The following is a 16,672-nucleotide window of genomic DNA, read 5'->3' as shown; positions in this document are numbered from 1 at the left end:
TTCTCGATCATCTCGTCCGACAGCCAGGCCATGGGCCGGGTGGGCGAGGTTGCGCTGCGCACCTGGCAGACCGCGCACAAGATGAAGGTCCAGCGCGGCCGGCTGCCTGGCGAGCAGGGCGACAACGACAACCTGCGGGTCCGCCGCTACATCGCCAAGTACACGATCAACCCCGCCATCGCGCAGGGTCTGTCGGCGGAAGTCGGCTCGGTCGAGGTCGGCAAGCTGGCCGACCTGGTGATCTGGTCGCCGGCCTTCTTCGGGGTGAAGCCCGAGCTGATCGTCAAGGGCGGCATGATCGTCTACGCGATGATGGGCGACCCGAACGCCTCGATCCCGACGCCGCAGCCGGTGCATTTCCGCCCGATGTTCGGCGCCTACGGACAGGCGCTGACCGCCCACAGCATCACCTTCACCTCGCGTGCGGCGATCGAGGCCGGCGTGCCGCAGCGGCTGGGATTGCGCCGCGCCGTGGCGCCGGTGTCGAATGTGCGCGCCGGAATCGGCAAGGCCTCGATGAAGCTCAACGACGCCACGCCGGTGATCGAGGTGGACCCCGAGACCTATGAAGTGCGCGCCGACGGCGAGCTGCTGACCTGTGAACCCGCCGAGGTGTTGCCGATGGCGCAGCGCTACTTCCTGTTCTGAAGGACCTGACCATGCTCGACGTCCAAGAGATCCTGCGCAGCGGGGCTTTCGCGCCCGAGAGCGCGACCGATCTGCTGGTGCTGGACCACGATCACCGGCTGCGCCGCCGTATCGTGCTGACCACAGCGGCAGGGCTGCGAGTGCGCCTGTACGAAGCCCGTCCTGTCCAGCTTCGCGACGGCGACGGCCTGCGGCTGGCCGACGGGTCGCTGATCCTGGTGCGCGCCGCCGACGAGGACGTGCTGGAGATCACCGCGCCGGACGCGGCCGGCCTGGTGCGCATCGCCTGGCACCTGGGCAACCGCCACCTGCCGACCCAGTTGATGGGCGAGGCGATCCGCATCCGCTTCGACCATGTGATCGCCGCCATGGTCGAGGGCCTGGGCGCGAGCTGCCGGCGCATCGACGCGCCGTTCGATCCCGAGGGCGGAGCCTACGCCGACGGCGGCCACGACGAACAAGCGCACGGGCACGGCCATCAAGCCCACGGCGACCACGAACATCCGCATGCGCACGCCTGATGGACGGCGCGCTGCTCTACGACCTGCTGTCGTGGATGTCCCCGTCCTATCCGATCGGCGCGTTCAGCCACTCCGGCGGGCTGGAGTGGGCGGTGGAGGAAGGCCTGGCTGTCGACCGCGCGACAACGCAGGCCTGGGTGCTGGACTGGATGACCCTCGGCGGCGGGCGTAGCGAGGCCAGGCTTTTCGCCTTCGCCCATGGCGCCGCGGCGCGGGGCGACCGAGACGCCCTGCTTGAGATCGCCGAACTCGCCCAGGCTATGGGGACTAGCCACGAGCGCCGCCTGGAGACCACCGCGCAAGGCGCGGCGTTCCGACGGATCGCGCGCGCCGCGGCGCCATGCTTGGCGCTCACGATGCTGGACAGCGTCGACGACGAGGATCTTGCCTATCCCGTGGTCGCAGCCTGCCTCATGGCGGGGCATGGGGCGCCGCTTGATGTGGCGCTGACTGCCTATTTGCACGGCGTCGTCTCGAATCTGGCCTCGGCCGCACAGCGGCTGATCCCGCTGGGTCAGACCGATGGTCAACTGCTGATCGCCGGCCTGCGTCAGCCGGCGATCGAAGCCGCGCGCGACGCAAGCCTGGCCGACCCCGCCGATCCCTTCGCGGCGATGGGCCAGGCAGGCCTGATCGCCGACTTCGCCGCCATGGCGCACGAGACGCAGTACACGAGGCTGTTCAGGACATGAGCGAAAGCAATCCGCTGCGGGTAGGGGTCGGCGGGCCGGTGGGCTCTGGCAAGACAGCGCTGATGGATGCGCTCTGCCGCAGCTTCCGCGACACCTACGAGATCGCCGCGATCACCAACGACATCTACACCCGCGAAGACGCGGAATTCCTGACCCGCGCCGGCTCACTGCCGGCCGAGCGGATTCTGGGCGTGGAAACCGGCGGATGCCCGCACACGGCGATCCGCGAGGACGCCTCGATGAACCTGGCGGCGATCGACAAGCTCAACCGCGGCTTTCCCGGCCTCGACCTGATCCTAATCGAATCCGGCGGCGACAACCTGGCGGCGACCTTCAGCCCGGAGTTGGCTGACCTGACGATCTACGTCATCGACGTCTCGGCTGGCGACAAGATCCCGCGCAAGGGCGGGCCCGGCATCACCCGCTCCGACCTGCTGGTGATCAACAAGATCGACCTTGCGCCCTACGTCGGCGCGAGCCTTGAGGTGATGGATCGCGACTCCCGCAAGATGCGGGGTGAACGACCGTTCGCATTCACCAATATCCGCGCCGGCCTGGGCGTCGCCGAGGTCGCCGAGTTCATCGTGCGCGCCGGCGGCCTCGCCGTGCGTACGCCAGCCTGAGGAAGCCTGACCCATGCGCCGTATCGCCATCCTGTCCGCCGTTCTGGCGCTGGCCGCTTCGCCGGCGCTCGCCCACCCTGGCCATGGGGAAACGGGCTTCACGGCCGGCCTGCTGCATCCCGTCACCGGGCTGGATCACCTGCTGACCATGCTGCTGGTCGGTGTGTGGGCCGGGCTGGCCGGCGGTAAGGCGCGCTGGCTGTGGCCGGCGGCGTTCACCGGCGCGATGCTCGCCGGCTTCGGCCTCGGCTTGACGAGCGCGCCGTTGCCGGGCGTCGAAGGCGTGATCCTGGCGTCGCTTGCCATGGCCGGGCTAGCGGTGGGCTTCGACCTCAAACCGCCGGCCGTGCTGGGCGCGGCGGCCATCGGCGCCTTCGCGCTCGCCCACGGCTGGGCGCACGCCCAGGAGACGCCGTCGGGCGCAGGTCTGATCGGCTTCGCGGCCGGTTTCGGCGCGGCGACGATGGCGCTGCACCTGGCCGGCCTTGGCCTGGCGGCGACAGCCCTGCGCTTCGGTGGCGCACGTCTGGTGCGGATGGGCGGCTTCGTGGCGGGCGGGACCGGGCTCGCGCTCGCCCTGGCCGGATAGGCCACGCCCGATGACCGACGCCATCGCCGACAGGGCGTCGCCTCCGCCGCGGCGCCAACGGGTGGTGCGCGCGCGCCGGCAGTACAACCAGTGGGTCGGCGATCAGACCCTCGAAGACTATGCGCTGCGCTTCACCGCCGAGACCGGCCGACGTTGGCCTGTGTCGCGCGTGGCCAACACCGCCCTGGGTTCCATCGCCTTCCTGGCTTGCGAGGCGATCGGCGCCGCGGTGGCGTTGAACTACGGCATGACCAACACCGTGTGGGCGTTGGCCGCCGTGGCCGTGGTGGTGGTGCTGACCGGCCTGCCGATCTGCTACTACGCCGCCCGCTACGGCGTTGACATGGACCTGCTCACCCGAGGGTCAGGCTTCGGCTACCTGGGCTCGACGATCACCTCGGCGATCTATGCGTCCTTCACTTTCATCCTGTTCGCCATCGAGGCGGCGATCCTGTCGACCGCGCTGCAGCTCTGCTTCGGGATTCCGCTGGGGTTGGGCCATGTGATCAGCGCCCTGGTGGTGATCCCGATCGCCGCTTACGGGGTGCGCCGCATCAGCTGGTTGCAGGGCTGGACCCAGCCGATCTGGCTGGTGCTACAGGCAGCCCCCCTGGTGTTCATCGTGCTGAAAGCCCGCGACGGGACGCCGATCCTGCCCGCGCCGTTGGCCGAACACGCCTTCGACCCGGTGCTGATCGGGGCGGCGGCGGCGATCATCCTGTCGCTGCTGCCCCAGATCGGCGAGCAGGTGGACTACCTGCGGTTCATGCCGCCGTGCACCGACAAGAACCGTGGCCGCTGGTGGGCGGCGCTGCTCTTCACCGGGCCGGGTTGGATCCTGGTCGGCGGGGTGAAGATCCTGCTGGGCGCGGTGTTGGCGTTCATGGCCCTGGGCGCCGGGCGCAGTCCCGACGAGGCCGCGGCCCCGGCCCAGATGTACGCCATGGTGTTCGGCGACCTGCTGGGTTCGCCGGCGGCGGCGCTGGTGGTGACCGGCCTGTTCGTCGCCGTCTGCCAGGTGAAGATCAACGTCACCAACGGCTACGCGGGCTCGATCGCCGCCTCAAACTTCTTCTCGCGCCTGACCCACCGCCACCCGGGCCGGGTGGTATGGCTGGTGTTCAATGTCCTGATCGCGCTGATGCTGATGCAATTCGGCATCCTTGAGGTCGTCGAGCGCATCCTGACGCTCTACTCGAACTTCGCCGTCGCCTGGATCGGCGCGGTCACCGCCGACCTGGTGATCAACAAGCCCCTGGGCCTCAGCCCCAAGGGCATCGAGTTCAAGCGCGCCTACCTCTACGATATCAACCCGGTCGGGGTGGGCGCGATGGTGGTCTCGCTGATCGCCTCCAGCGCCTCGTTCTTCGGCCTATTCGGCGAGGCGGCGCGGACCTTCTCGCCGATGGTCGGCCTGCTTGCGGCGTTCGTCGCCGCCCCGGCGATCGCCTGGGGGACCCGTGGCCGGTATTATCTGGCCAGGCCTAAGGAGGTGCTGGAGGAGGCGGTCCTCACCTGCGTGGTCTGCGAGAATCGCTTCGAGCGCCCCGACATGGCGATGTGCCCGGTCTACCAGGGTCCAATCTGCTCGCTGTGCTGCACCCTTGACGCCCGCTGCCACGACGCCTGCAAGACCGATGGGCGCATCGTCGACCAGACGGCTAGCATACTGCGCCGCATCCTGCCCGCCGCCCTCCCGCATGACGCCTACCGGCTGGTGGCGCGGTTCCTCGGCGTAATCACCCTGGTCGCTCTGATCCTGGGGACCTTGCTGGGGTCCATATACCTGCGCCAGGCCGATCGGCCGGAATCGCCGGGCGCGCTGGGCGAGACCTTGGGGCTGGTGTTCGCCGGCCTGCTGGCGCTGGGCGCGTTCGCGGCCTGGTTTTTCGTGCTGGCGGGGGCCAGCCAGCGGGCGGCGGAGGAAGAAAGCGACCGCCAGACCGCGATGTTGATGGACGAGATCGAGGCGCACCGTCGAACCGACGCGGAGCTGGAACGCGCCAAGGAGGCGGCCGAAAGCGCCAACCTCGCCAAGAGCCGCTACATCGTCGGCGTCAGCCACGAGATCCGCGCGCCGCTGAACGCCATCTCCGGCTACGCCCAGTTGCTGGAGCGAAATCCAGGCCTCAACGCCCGCGACGCGGTGCGGGTGATCCGCCGCAGCGCCACCCACCTGGCCGACCTGGTGGATGGGTTGCTGGACATCTCGCGGATCGAGAACGGCACGCTGCGCATCGAGCGCGAGCGGATCAACCTGCACGATCTGCTGAATCAGATCGTCGACATGTTCCGCCTGCAGGCCGCCGCGAAGGGCATCGTGTTCCGCAACGACTGGCCCGATCACCTGCCGGTGTGGGTTTACACCGACCAGAAGCGGTTGCGGCAGATCCTTATCAACCTGCTGTCCAACGCGATCAAATACACCCAGGTGGGCGAGGCGGTGTTCAAGGTGCGCTGGCGAGGGGAGGTGGCGGAGTTCGAAATCTCCGACACCGGCGTGGGCTTCGCCGAGTCCGACTTCGAGCGGATCTTCGAGCCATTCCAGCGGCTGCAAACCGAACAGACGGCCGCCGCGCCGGGCGTGGGCCTGGGCCTGACCATCACCAAGCTGCTGACAACTATCCTGGGCGGCGAGATCTCCGTCGACAGCCGACCCGGCGTCGGCAGCACGTTCAAGGTGCGGCTGATGCTGTACGAGGCCGCGCGGCCCAGCGCCGACAGCGGTCGCGGGCGCAGGATCGCAGGCTTCGCCGGTGAGCGGCGGCGCATCCTGGTCACCGACGACGACCCCACGCACCTGGATTTGATTCGCGAGCTTTTGCAGCCGCTCGGCTTCGACCTGGCGTTCGCCTCCAGCGGTCTCAGCGCGCTGGCCTCAGCAGTGGCGTTCGCCCCCGACCTGGTGATCATGGATGTCTCCATGCCCGGCATCGACGGCTGGGAGACCGCCCAACGCCTGCGCGCCGAACTGGGCGAGGCCGTGGCGATCCTGATGGTCTCGGCCAACGCCCACGACTTCTCGCGCACCCGGCGCGAGGACGATCCGCACGACGACTTCCTGATCAAGCCCTACGAAGTGGACGACCTGCTGGAGCGCATCCAGGTGCTGCTCAGCCTGCAGTGGCGCTACGCCGGCGCGGATGCGGGGCTTAGCGCATGAGCGATCTGATCCTGCTTGTCGACGACGACCCGGACACCCGCGGCTGGCTCGGGCTGGCGCTGGAACAGGCGGGTTACGAAGTCGCGCTGGCCGCCGACGGCGCCGAGGGCGTGGCGGTGGCCGATGCCAGGCGGCCGGGTCTGGTGCTGATGGACGCCGCCATGCCGGGCTTGTCCGGGTTCCAGGCCTGCAGCCAGATCAAGGCCGCGCCGCAGACTTCCCACATCCCGGTGGTGTTCATGACCGGCCTCAGCGCCACTGAACATGTGGTCGAGGGGTTCCGGGCCGGCGGCGTCGACTATGTCACCAAGCCGGTGGTGCTGGACGAGCTGCTGGCGCGCATCCGCGTCCATCTCGCCAATGCCCAGATGTCGATCAGCGCCCGCGCGGCGCTGGACGTCTCCGGCCGCGCGCTGCTGGCCAGCGACGACGCCGGCAAGGTGCTCTGGCGCACGCCTCAAGCGGTGAAATTGCTCGACGAGCTGACGCCAGGGGCCATGGAGGCCGCCCCGCCTGAGGTGCTCAGCGTGCTGCGCGCCCTGCTGGCCGAGCCGCGTGACGCCAACGCGCCGCCGCTGGTGGTGCAGGTGGGCGCGCGGCGGTTGCAGGTGGCGTTCGCCGGCCGCGCCGCGGGCGAGGCCTATTTCCGTCTGAGCCTGCCCCTGGAGGGGCGCGAGGAGGCGCTGCTGCGGGACTATCTGAAACTCACCGCGCGGGAGGCCGACGTTTTGCTGTGGATCTCTCGGGGCAAGTCGAACCGCGATATCAGCGAGATCCTCAACATCAGCGCGCGCACGGTGAACAAGCACCTGGAGCAGGTGTTCACCAAGCTGGGCGTGGAGAATCGCGCCGCGGCCGCAGCCATCGCCACCCGCATCGTGATCGCCCACGGTTGACGTGGCGTCTTCGCAAACCGCCAGCACGCGCGCTATGAACGCCGCGCCGGCCTGACAGGCCGGCGTTTGCGTAGGGCCCAAGCGCCGATCCCGGCCTGAGGCGAACGCCTGGAACGCGCGCGGATGACGAAAGCAGAGCGCCGCTCGCTGGGGGAACGCGCGCCGGCCATCCAATGGGTGGCTCTGCTCATACTGTCGGTCGTTCTTGTCGTGGTGCTGGAGACGCTGCGTCTGCCCGCGGCCTTCCTGCTTGGGCCGATGCTGGCTGGATTGGTCCTGGCGCTCGCAGGCGGCGCCCTGCAGGCGCCGGCTGCGCCATTCGCGTTCGCCCAGGCCGTTCTGGGTTGCATGATCGCCCGCAGCATCCCGCTCTCCACCCTGCATGAGATCCTGCAGGACTGGCCGCTGTTGCTGATCAGCGTGTTCGCGGTGATCGCCGCTAGCAATGGCCTGGGTTGGTTGCTGGCCAGATGGGGCGTGCTGCCAGGTGCGACGGCGGTGTGGGGCTCATCGCCGGGCGGGGCCTCGGCGATGATCGTCATGGCCGACGCCTATGGCGCGGACTCTCGCCTCGTAGCGGTGATGCAGTACATGCGCGTGGTGATCGTCGCCGGCGGCGCCTCGCTGGTCGCCCGAATGGTCGCGGGCGATCACGTCGCCCACGCAAAGGCCGTCGCCTGGATGGCGGAGCCCGCCTGGACGCCGCTGGCCCAGACCCTGGCGTTGGTGCTCGCCAGCGCGTTCTTGGGCGCGAAGCTGCGTGTTCCGTCGGCGCCGCTGCTGGCCCCGTTAGTGCTAGGCGTCGTGCTGCAGGATACCGGCCTGATCGTCATCGAGCTGCCGCCCCTCCTGCTGGCGGTCAGCTATGCGCTGATCGGCGGGAGCATCGGGCTCAGATTCACCCGGCCGATCCTGATCCACGCGGCGCGGGCGCTGCCGAGGATCATCGCCTCGATCCTGGTGCTGATTGCTGCGTGCGCAGGGCTGGCGGCTATCCTGGTCGTCGTCGCCGGCGTCGATCCGCTGACCGCCTACCTGGCGACCAGTCCGGGCGGCTCCGATTCCGTGGCGATTATCGCCGCCTCAAGCGACGTCGACCTGCCGTTCGTCATGGCCATGCAGACCGCGCGCCTCATCGCGGTGCTGCTGACCGGCCCGATCATCGCGAAGTTCATCGCGGATCGGGTCCAGGCCAACGAACGGATTTTGTGACCGCGGCGCCTTAAGCGCGCCGCTTCACCAGACCCAGTAGGAACAGCAGGACCACAGCGCCGATTGTGGACACGACGATGCTGCCGATCCAGCCGCCGAAATTGATCCCCAAAAGACCGGCGACGAAGGCGCCGAGCAATGCTCCGACCAGGCCCACGACCAGATTGGTCAGCAGGCCGTGGTTCCGTTTCATGATCTTCTCAGCGAGCCACCCGGCCAATATGCCGATGATGATCGCACCTAAGATTCCAACACCGCTCATGTTCACCCTCCAGCTTGAGCGCCGTTAACGTCGGCGGAGGCACGTTTGTTCAAAGTCGCGAGCGCATTTCGCCGACCAGTTCATAGGAACGCAATCGCGCGGTGTGGTCGAACACCTGGCTGGTGATCATCAGTTCCTCGGCGCCCGTGCGTTCGATGAACGCTCTCAGGCCCGCCTCCACCACCGCCGGCGACCCGACGATCGAGCGCGACAGCACTTCGGCGAGCAGACCTTTCTCGGCCGGGCCGATCTTGTCGATATAGCCTTCGACCGGAGGCGGCAGCGGCCCCGGCTGGCCGGTGCGCATGCGCACGAAGGCCTGCTGTTGAGAGCTGGCGATCAGCTTCGCCTGATCGTCGGCGTCGGCGGCGACCACGCTGACGCCCAGCATCAGATAGGGCTTGTCCAGCCGATCAGACGGGGTGAACCGCGAGCGATAGATCTGGATCGCCTCCATCATCTGCGCCGGCGCGAAGTGCGAGGCGAAGGCGAAGGGCAGGCCCAGCATGGCGGCCAACTGCGCGCCGAACAGGCTCGACCCGAGAATCCAGATCTCCAGATCCGCGCCCTCGCCCGGGAAGGCGCGCACCCGGCGGCCAGGCTCGGCCGGCTGCAGGTAGTGCATCAGCTCGACGACATCGCGCGGGAAGTCGTTGGGGTCGCTGGCGAGCGTTCGACGCAGGGCGTGGGCGGTGACCTGATCGGTGCCCGGCGCGCGGCCCAGCCCGAGGTCGACGCGGCCCGGGAACAGAGCCTCGAGCGTGCCGAACTGCTCGGCGATCTGCAGCGGCGCGTGGTTGGGCAGCATGATGCCGCCGGCGCCGACGCGGATCGTCTTGGTGCCGGCGCCCACGTGGCCGATCACCACCGAGGTGGCGGCGCTGGCGATGCCGGGCATGTTGTGATGCTCGGCCACCCAATAGCGATGGAAGCCCCATCGCTCGGCGTGCTGGGCGAGATCGAGGGTGTTGCGCAGCGACTGGGCAACGCCGCCGCCTTCTACGATCGGGGAGAGGTCGAGGACCGAAAACGTCGTCATGCCCGCCATATGGGGGCGAACGGCGGCGCTGCGAAGCCCTAAAGTAGCGGGGGGCGCCCCTACGGCATGGCGGAGGCGACTTTGTTGTAGGTGCTGCTCAGTCGTCCGCCGATTGCGTCGACGCCAGCGACCAGGGCCGCTGCGATCATGACGGCGATCAGCCCGTACTCGATCGAGGTGGCGCCCGATTGGTCCTTCAAGAAGCGGCGTAGGAAGACGGACATGGGCGACTTAGCTCCGACCCAGCGACAGGTTTGCTCACTGCCGATCTAGCAGCGTATTGCGCACTAAACTTTAAAGAGCTGAGCCTTGGGATGCTCTTCCGGCGCGTTTTGCGTCACTTCGGCGCGAATTATCCCCGAATTCGGACGTTTGGGCGCGCAGCCTGGAACAGGCGGGGTTCGGCGAACATTGGATTGGTTGAACACCATCCCCCCGAGGATCCCATGAACTACCGTTCTACGTGTCTGGCCCTCGCCGTTGTCGCGATGTCCGCCGCAACCACCGTCCGCGCCCAACAGAGCGCACCCGTTCCCTCCGCCGAAGCGGCCGGCGCTCAGGCGGCGCAAGTCGACACCGCCGCGATCATCGACAACGCAGCCGCGCCGGACGCCGCCAAGGCCGACATGGTCGACAAGATGGGCGCCGAGACCGCAACCGTCCTGATGAGTTCCGCGCGCGCCGGCCGCTCCGACTGGCTGAGCGACGAAAGCCGGGCCGTGGCGCACCCGAGCACGGCTGCGGACGTGGCGCCGCTACCGCGGGCCATGAGCAAGGCGCAGGTCCGCGACCAGGTGGCGTTCCTATATCGCTGAGTCGGACGCGCCTGTGAGGTTCGCGCCCGGTAGTGGCGCGCGGCGCGGCGATTGGCTAACCGTACGCGCTTGTCACAGCACAGCCGACCGGGACCCACCATGACCAAGACCGCTTTCATCACGGGCGCCACCTCCGGCATCGGTGAGGCCGCCGCGCGCCGCTTCGTCAAGGCCGGCTGGCGCGTCGTCGCCACGGGCCGCCGCGCCGAGCGGCTTGAGGCGCTGGCCAAGGAACTCGGCCCGAACCTCCACCCGGCCGCCTTCGACGTGCGCGACTCGAAGGCTTTCGATGCGGCGATCGCCGGCTTGCCCTCAGGCTTCAGCGACATCGATCTGCTGATCAACAATGCGGGCCTGGCGCTGGGCCGCGAGCCTGCGCAGAAGGCGGACCTGGAAGAGTGGCGCACGATGATCGACACCAACATCAACGCCCTGGTGACGATCACCCACCGTCTGTTGCCGTCGCTGATCGAACGCCGTGGCGGCGTCATCAACGTAAGCTCCGTGGCGGCGAACCACCCCTACACGGGCGGCAACGTCTACGGCGGCACCAAGGCGTTCGTGCGCCAGTTCTCGCTGGGGCTGCGCTCAGATCTGCATGGCACCGGCGTGCGCGTCACTTCCATCGAGCCTGGGATGGCCGAGACCGAATTCACCCTGGTGCGCACCGGCGGCAACCAGAAGGCGTCGGACGCGGTCTATAGCGGCGCAGACCCGATGACCGGCGCCGACCTCGCCGACACCCTGCTGTGGCTGGCCGAGCTGCCTGCGCACCTGAACGTCAATACGATCGAGATCATGCCAGTGACCCAGTCGTTCGCCGGCTTCCAGGTGCATCGCAAGGAAGGTTGAGGCCGGCCGCGAGAGCGCCACTGGACGGATGACGCCTCGGCGATCACTTTCAGACGGCGATAAGCGACGCCCGCGATCAAACCGGGCGCGTACAGGAGGTGACGTATGATCCCGGGTCTCATGCAGCCGGTCCCGCTGCAGATCATCGATATCCTGCGTTACGCCGCCCGTGCGCATGGCTCGCGCGAGGTGGTCTCCAGGCTGATCGACGAGCCGATCTGGCGCTACGACTACGCGGGCCTCGCCGCGCGCGCGGCCCAAGCGGCGCACATGTTGCGCGCCCTGGGCGTCGGCTCGGGCGACCGGGTGACGTCTCTGGGCTGGAACACCCATCGCCACCTGGAGCTGTTCTATGCCGCGCCGGGGCTGGGGGCGGTGCTGCACACCGCCAACCCGCGGCTGTTCGACGAGCAGGTCGCCTACACGATCAATCACGCCGAAAGCAGCGTGCTGCTGTTCGACCGCAACCTGCTGGCCCTGGTCGAACGGATCGCGCCGACGCTCGAGACCGTGAAGACCTTCGTGATGATGTCGGACGCCGAGCGGCACGACGCCGGAAGCGTGAGCGCGCTGTGCTACGAGACGTTGCTGGCCGCCCAGCCCGACGCCATCGACTGGCCGACGCTGAACGAGAACGCCGGCGCCTTCCTCTGCTACACCTCCGGCACCACTGGCGATCCCAAGGGCGTGCTCTATAGCCACCGCGCGGTGGTGCTCCACGCCATGGCCGGGGGGCTGGCCAGCGCCTTCGGCTTCACCCCGTTCGATGTGGTGATGCCGTGCTCCTCGCTGTATCACGCCACCGCCTGGGGCCTGCCGTTCGCGGCTCCCTTGTGCGGCGCGAAGATGGTGTTGCCGGGCGACAAGATGGACGGCGCCAGCCTGCACGAGCTGATTGAGGCTGAGGGCGTCACCTTCACCGGCGGCGTGCCGACCATCTGGACAATGTACTTGACCTGGCTGGATGCGCAGGGCCGTACGCCCGGCGCCCTGAAGCGGGTGGTGATCGGCGGCTCGGCGGTTCCGCGCGCCATGGCCGAGACCTTCAAGCGCCGCTACGATGTCGACGTACTGCAGATCTGGGGCATGACTGAGACCTGTCCGATCGGGGTGGTGGCGACGCCGACGCCGGCGCTGGCCGCCCAGGGCGAGGAAGCCCTGCGCGAGGCGATCTGGACCCGCCAGGGTCGCCTGCAGTTTGGCATCGAACTGCGCACCGTCGACGACGACGGCGAGGACGCGCCGCGCGACGGCGAGACTCCCGGCGCGCTGTTGGTCCGTGGACCCTGGACGCTGGAGCGCTACTACCGCCATCCGCAGAGCGCGGTGGACGATGACGGCTGGTTCGACACCGGCGACGTGGCGACCCTCGACGAACTGGGCTTCATGCGGATCACCGACCGCAAGAAGGACGTCATCAAGTCCGGCGGCGAATGGATCAGCTCCATTGATCTGGAGAACGCCGCCTCGGCCTGTCCCGGCGTGAAGATCGCCGCGGTGGTCGGCATCGTCCATCCCAAGTGGGAGGAGCGCCCGCTGCTGGTGATCGAGGCGCACGACGGCGCCAACGTCACCCGCGAGCAGGTGCTGGCGCACCTGACGCCGCTGGTCGCCAAGTGGTGGCTGCCTGACGACGTGGTGTTCGCCGCCGTGCCGCTCACCGCCACGGGCAAGATCGACAAGAAGGTGCTGCGCGCATCCTTCGGCGACCACTACACGAAGGCGCCGGCCCAGGCTGTCTGATCAGAAGGTCGTCTGATCAGGCTTCGGCGTGGCGTGAAGCGTTCTTCAGCGGCGCCAGCGCCGTCAGGCTGATCAGCGCCGCCGCCGCCAGGTAGACGCCGACGGGAACCAGACCGCCCCGGTCCGCCAACGCCTGGGCGATGATCGGCGCAAGGCCGCCGCCCAGGATGCCGCCGACGTTGAACGCCATCGAGGCTCCGGTGTAGCGCACCCGCGCCGGGAACAGCCCCGGCAGGAAGGCGCCCAGGGGTCCGTAGACGAAACCCATCAGAAACAGGGCCAGAGACAGGAAGGCCCAGATCAGCGCCAGCGAGCCTGCGCCCATCATCACCGGCAACAAGGCGCCGGCGACCACGGTCGCGCCGCAACCGGCCATCAGCACGAGGCGAGGGCTGGACTTGTCGGCCCACCAGCCCGCGGCGACGATGCCCACCGCCATGAACAGGATCGCGCCAAGCTGCACGCTCAGGAAGGTCTCGCGGCTGTAGCCCAGGGTCGTCGTGCCGTAGCCGAGCGCGAAGGCGGTCGCGAGGTAGAAGATGGCGAAGCAGGCGACCACCGCGAAGGTGCCGGCGATGGTCTCGCGCGGATAATGCCGCAGCACTTCGGCCAGCGGCACGTTGGGCGGCGGCGCCTCGGCGAGCGAGGCCTGGAACGCCGGCGTCTCGGTGAGCTTCAGCCGCACCCACAGGCCGAGGCCCACCAGGATGGCGCTGGCCAGAAACGGCAGCCGCCAGCCCCAAGCCTGGAACTGCTCTGGCGTCAGGAACAGGCCCAGCAGCAGGAACAGGCCGTTGGCGGCGATGAAGCCCACCGGCGCGCCAAGCTGCGGGAACATGCCGAAACGCGCGCGCCATCCGGGCGGCGCGTTCTCCACCGCCAGCAGGGCTGCGCCACCCCACTCGCCGCCCAGCCCGAAGCCCTGGCCGAAACGCAGCGTGCAGAGCAGGACGGGCGCGACCCAGCCGACCATGGCGTAGGTGGGCAGGAAGGCGATCAGCAGGGTCGACACCCCCATCACCATCAGCGAGGCGACCAGGGTCGACTTGCGTCCGATGCGGTCGCCGTAGTGGCCGAACACGAAGGAGCCCAGCGGTCGCGCGAAGAAGGCGATGGCGAAGCTGGCGTAGGCGCCGAGCAGTTGCGCCGAGGGCGAGGCGGAGGGGAAGAACAGCGGCCCGAACACCAGCGAGGCGGCGGTCGCATAGATGTAGAAGTCATAGAATTCGACCGCAGTGCCGACCAGACTGGCCAGCAGAATGCGGCGGGTCGAGGCGCCGCCGGCCCCGGCTTTGGTGTTCGACACGCGCGTCCCCCTTGTCGTTGCGTCCGCCTTGGCCTTAGCGCGCGGCGACGTCAAGCCGCGGGACCCGTCGCCGGCCATTGGCTTTCCCCCCGTGGCTTTGTACGTCCGGGGTCAAAGCCGGCGCCAGCCGCCGGGCGCCGTCTACTCGTCAAAGGGAGAGCCACCAATGGACGCCACCAGGCTGATGTTCAAACCGGGCCTGATGCAGGGGGAGCGGATCCTGATCACCGGTGGCGGCACGGGGCTCGGCCGCGAGATGGCGGAGGCGTTTCTCAGCCTGGGCGCGCGGGTGGTGATCTGCGGGCGCCGCGGCGAGGTGCTGAAGGAGACGGCGCAGGCGCTGACCGAGCGCTGGGGCGGCGACGTGATGCCGATCGCCTGCGACATCCGTTCGGCCGAGGCGGTCGCCGAGATGGTCGAGGACGCCTGGGCCAGCGGCGGGCTGACCGGCCTGGTCAACAACGCGGCCGGCAACTTCATCTCGCGCACCGAGGACCTTTCGGCCAAGGGCTTCGAGGCGGTGACCAGCATCGTCTTCCGCGGCTCGTTCTACGTGACGCTGGAGGTGGGGAAACGCTGGATCGAGGCGAAGCAGCGCGGCTCGGTGCTGTCGATCCTGGCGACGACGGTGTGGCGGGGCTCGCCGTTCATGACGCCGTCGGCGATGTCCAAGGCCGGCGTCAACGTCATGACCCAGTCACTGGCGGTGGAGTGGGCGCACCACGGCATCCGCCTGAACGCCATCGCGCCAGGGCCGTTTCCGACGCCTGGGGCCGGCGATCGGCTGTCGCCCGCGGTGGCGGGGGCGGAAGGCGGGCTCAACGCGCGCGGCAATCCGATGGGTCGCGTGGGCGAGATGCACGAGTTGTGCAACCTGGCCGTCCTGCTGATGGGGCCTGGCGCCGAGTACATCAACGGCCAGACGATCGCCATCGACGGCGCGGCGTTCCTGGGCGGCGGCCAGATGCGGCCGGAGCTGTTCACTTGGGGCGATGAGGAGTGGGCGGCGGCGCGCCAGTCGATCCGCGCCGTCAACGACAAGGACCGCGCCCAGCGCACCACCTGAGGTCAGGCGGGCGGCGACCGCGGCGCGACCAGGGCGAGCTTCACCGCCCGGCCGGCGTAGAGGCCGATCACCGCCTGCACGAGCGCCGCGGCGGCGCAGATCCACAGCGCGGCGTCCCAGCTGCCCATGGCGTCGTGCAGCGCACCCATCGAAGCCGGGCCGATGGCGGCCAAGGTGTAACCCACCGACTGCGCCATCCCCGACAGCGCCGCGCCCTGTTCGACGCTGGAGGCGCGCAGGCTGGCGAACGACAATGCCAGCACCAAGCCCGCGCCGCTGGCCGCGCCGTAGGCTGACACCCAGACGACGGCCCATTGCGGCGCCAAGGCCAAGCCCAGGAAGCCGATCGCCGCCAGCAGGGATACGAGGAAGGCCGCCATCCGCTGGTCCTTCAATCGGCTCATCAGCGGAAGCGCCAGCAGCAGCGGGATGATGCCGACGGCCTGCATCAGGCCGTGCAGCGCGCCGCTGTCGGCCATCGTGTGGCCCTTGGCCTGCAGCATGGCCGGCAGCCAGGTGATCACCACGTAGAAGACGAAGGAGTTCAGCGCCATGAACCCGGTGACCTGCCAGGCCAGCGGCGTGCGCCAGAGCGAAGGGCTTTTGGCGCGCTGACCGGCGGGAGCGATCGCCGCACCGCGGCGGGTGCGGGGCGACCACACGAAAATCGCCAGCAGGACGGGAACGACGCCCAATCCCAGTGCAATGCGCCAGCTCCCCAGGGCCTCGAACAGCGGCGCCACCAGAACCGAGAACGCCGCGCCAGACAGCGCCATGGTGATCACATAGAAGGTGGTCGTGGCGGTCACCCGATCCGGGAAGTCCCGCATCACCAGGGTCGGCAGCAACACGTTGCCGAGCGCGATGGCCGCGCCCATCATCGCGGTCCCGGCGAACAGCGCCCACAGCGGGCCGGCGGAGCGCAGCGCGATCCCCGCGCCCAGCAGGATCATCGCCGCCATCAGCGTGCGCTCCAGACCGAAGCGTCGGACCAGGCCCACGCAGAACGGAGACACCGTCGCGAAGGCCACAATCGGCAGGGTGGTCAGCAGGCCCGCCTGGGCTGCCGACAGGCCGAAGGATCCACGGATGACCTCCAGCAGCGGCCCGACGCCGGTGATCGGCGCGCGGAAGTTGGCGGCGCAGAGCAGCATGGAGGCCAGCAGCAGTCCGCGGCCCAGGCCTGATCGATCGGTCGCGTTCTGGGTCACGAAGTTTCCTGGCGAATCCCCCGACGCCGGTGTT

General features: G+C 68.9%; 17 protein-coding genes. 12 read left to right on the top strand and 5 right to left on the bottom strand.

The annotated features are described in order from the left end of the window. The 8 genes from Q8R27_RS09780 to Q8R27_RS09745 form a co-directional block, all read left to right on the top strand. The coding region (locus Q8R27_RS09780) for an amidohydrolase family protein (RefSeq protein ID WP_305698846.1) at positions 1–648 on the top strand (648 nt) is incomplete at its 5' end. Between the two features lie 11 nt (positions 649–659). Continuing rightward, the gene (locus Q8R27_RS09775; RefSeq protein ID WP_305698845.1) at positions 660–1,169 is read left to right on the top strand and encodes an urease accessory protein UreE; all 510 of its coding nucleotides are present in this window, start codon (positions 660–662) and stop codon (positions 1,167–1,169) included. Next, a complete protein-coding gene (locus Q8R27_RS09770) occupies positions 1,169–1,861 on the top strand; it encodes an urease accessory protein UreF (protein WP_305698844.1) in 693 nt (230 codons plus the stop codon). Before Q8R27_RS09775 ends, Q8R27_RS09770 begins: the two co-directional genes overlap by 1 nt. Further along, positions 1,858–2,484, top strand: coding sequence for an urease accessory protein UreG (gene ureG / locus Q8R27_RS09765; RefSeq protein ID WP_305698843.1), 627 nt, complete (start codon positions 1,858–1,860; stop codon positions 2,482–2,484). The genes Q8R27_RS09770 and ureG overlap by 4 nt, the downstream gene beginning before the upstream one ends. 13 nt (positions 2,485–2,497) lie before the next feature. Further along, positions 2,498–3,073, top strand: coding sequence for a HupE/UreJ family protein (locus Q8R27_RS09760; protein ID WP_305698842.1), 576 nt, complete (start codon positions 2,498–2,500; stop codon positions 3,071–3,073). A 10-nt stretch (positions 3,074–3,083) separates the two neighbouring features. Continuing rightward, complete coding sequence (locus tag Q8R27_RS09755; RefSeq protein ID WP_305698841.1) at positions 3,084–6,236, top strand: ATP-binding protein; 3,153 nt, start codon at positions 3,084–3,086, stop codon at positions 6,234–6,236. Then, positions 6,233–7,132, top strand: coding sequence for a response regulator (locus Q8R27_RS09750; RefSeq protein ID WP_305698840.1), 900 nt, complete (start codon positions 6,233–6,235; stop codon positions 7,130–7,132). Before Q8R27_RS09755 ends, Q8R27_RS09750 begins: the two co-directional genes overlap by 4 nt. Positions 7,133–7,255: 123 nt before the next feature. Continuing rightward, entirely contained in the window at positions 7,256–8,344 is a 1,089-nt protein-coding gene (locus tag Q8R27_RS09745; protein ID WP_305698839.1) for an AbrB family transcriptional regulator, read from the top strand. 10 nt (positions 8,345–8,354) lie between these two features. On the opposite strand, the gene Q8R27_RS09740 is transcribed toward Q8R27_RS09745, so the two are convergent. The 3 genes from Q8R27_RS09740 to Q8R27_RS09730 are packed head-to-tail and all read right to left on the bottom strand — an operon-like array spanning position 8,355 to position 9,869. Then, positions 8,355–8,606: a GlsB/YeaQ/YmgE family stress response membrane protein gene (locus Q8R27_RS09740; RefSeq protein ID WP_305698838.1), complete on the bottom strand. Its 252-nt coding sequence runs from the start codon at positions 8,604–8,606 to the stop codon at positions 8,355–8,357. A 49-nt stretch (positions 8,607–8,655) separates the two neighbouring features. Next, positions 8,656–9,645, bottom strand: coding sequence for an LLM class flavin-dependent oxidoreductase (locus tag Q8R27_RS09735; protein WP_305698837.1), 990 nt, complete (start codon positions 9,643–9,645; stop codon positions 8,656–8,658). A gap of 59 nt (positions 9,646–9,704) precedes the next feature. Further along, entirely contained in the window at positions 9,705–9,869 is a 165-nt protein-coding gene (locus tag Q8R27_RS09730) for a Flp family type IVb pilin (protein WP_305698836.1), read from the bottom strand. Between the two features lie 222 nt (positions 9,870–10,091). Between Q8R27_RS09730 and Q8R27_RS09725 the strand changes: the two genes are divergently transcribed. The 3 genes from Q8R27_RS09725 (at position 10,092) to Q8R27_RS09715 (ending at position 13,055) form a co-directional block, all read left to right on the top strand. After that, the gene (locus Q8R27_RS09725) at positions 10,092–10,460 is read left to right on the top strand and encodes a hypothetical protein (protein WP_305698835.1); all 369 of its coding nucleotides are present in this window, start codon (positions 10,092–10,094) and stop codon (positions 10,458–10,460) included. Between the two features lie 99 nt (positions 10,461–10,559). Further along, positions 10,560–11,312, top strand: a complete 753-nt coding sequence (locus tag Q8R27_RS09720) for an SDR family NAD(P)-dependent oxidoreductase (RefSeq protein WP_305698834.1) — start codon at positions 10,560–10,562, stop codon at positions 11,310–11,312. Between the two features lie 105 nt (positions 11,313–11,417). Continuing rightward, complete coding sequence (locus Q8R27_RS09715; RefSeq protein ID WP_305698833.1) at positions 11,418–13,055, top strand: long-chain fatty acid--CoA ligase; 1,638 nt, start codon at positions 11,418–11,420, stop codon at positions 13,053–13,055. Between the two features lie 16 nt (positions 13,056–13,071). On the opposite strand, the gene Q8R27_RS09710 is transcribed toward Q8R27_RS09715, so the two are convergent. Beyond that, positions 13,072–14,361: an MFS transporter gene (locus Q8R27_RS09710; RefSeq protein WP_305698832.1), complete on the bottom strand. Its 1,290-nt coding sequence runs from the start codon at positions 14,359–14,361 to the stop codon at positions 13,072–13,074. Between the two features lie 166 nt (positions 14,362–14,527). Here Q8R27_RS09710 and Q8R27_RS09705 point away from each other — a divergent pair, with 166 nt between their 5' ends. Further along, positions 14,528–15,427, top strand: coding sequence for an SDR family oxidoreductase (locus tag Q8R27_RS09705; RefSeq protein ID WP_305698831.1), 900 nt, complete (start codon positions 14,528–14,530; stop codon positions 15,425–15,427). Between the two features lie 2 nt (positions 15,428–15,429). Here the strand turns inward: Q8R27_RS09705 and Q8R27_RS09700 are convergent, their stop codons facing one another. Further along, positions 15,430–16,638: an MFS transporter gene (locus Q8R27_RS09700; RefSeq protein WP_305698830.1), complete on the bottom strand. Its 1,209-nt coding sequence runs from the start codon at positions 16,636–16,638 to the stop codon at positions 15,430–15,432. Positions 16,639–16,672: the final 34 nt, after the last annotated feature.

It is taken from the genome of Phenylobacterium sp. (assembly GCF_030697305.1).
GTDB lineage: Bacteria > Pseudomonadota > Alphaproteobacteria > Caulobacterales > Caulobacteraceae > Phenylobacterium.
Note: the sequence above shows the minus strand (reverse complement) of the source record. Positions and strands in the feature narration are given on the sequence as shown.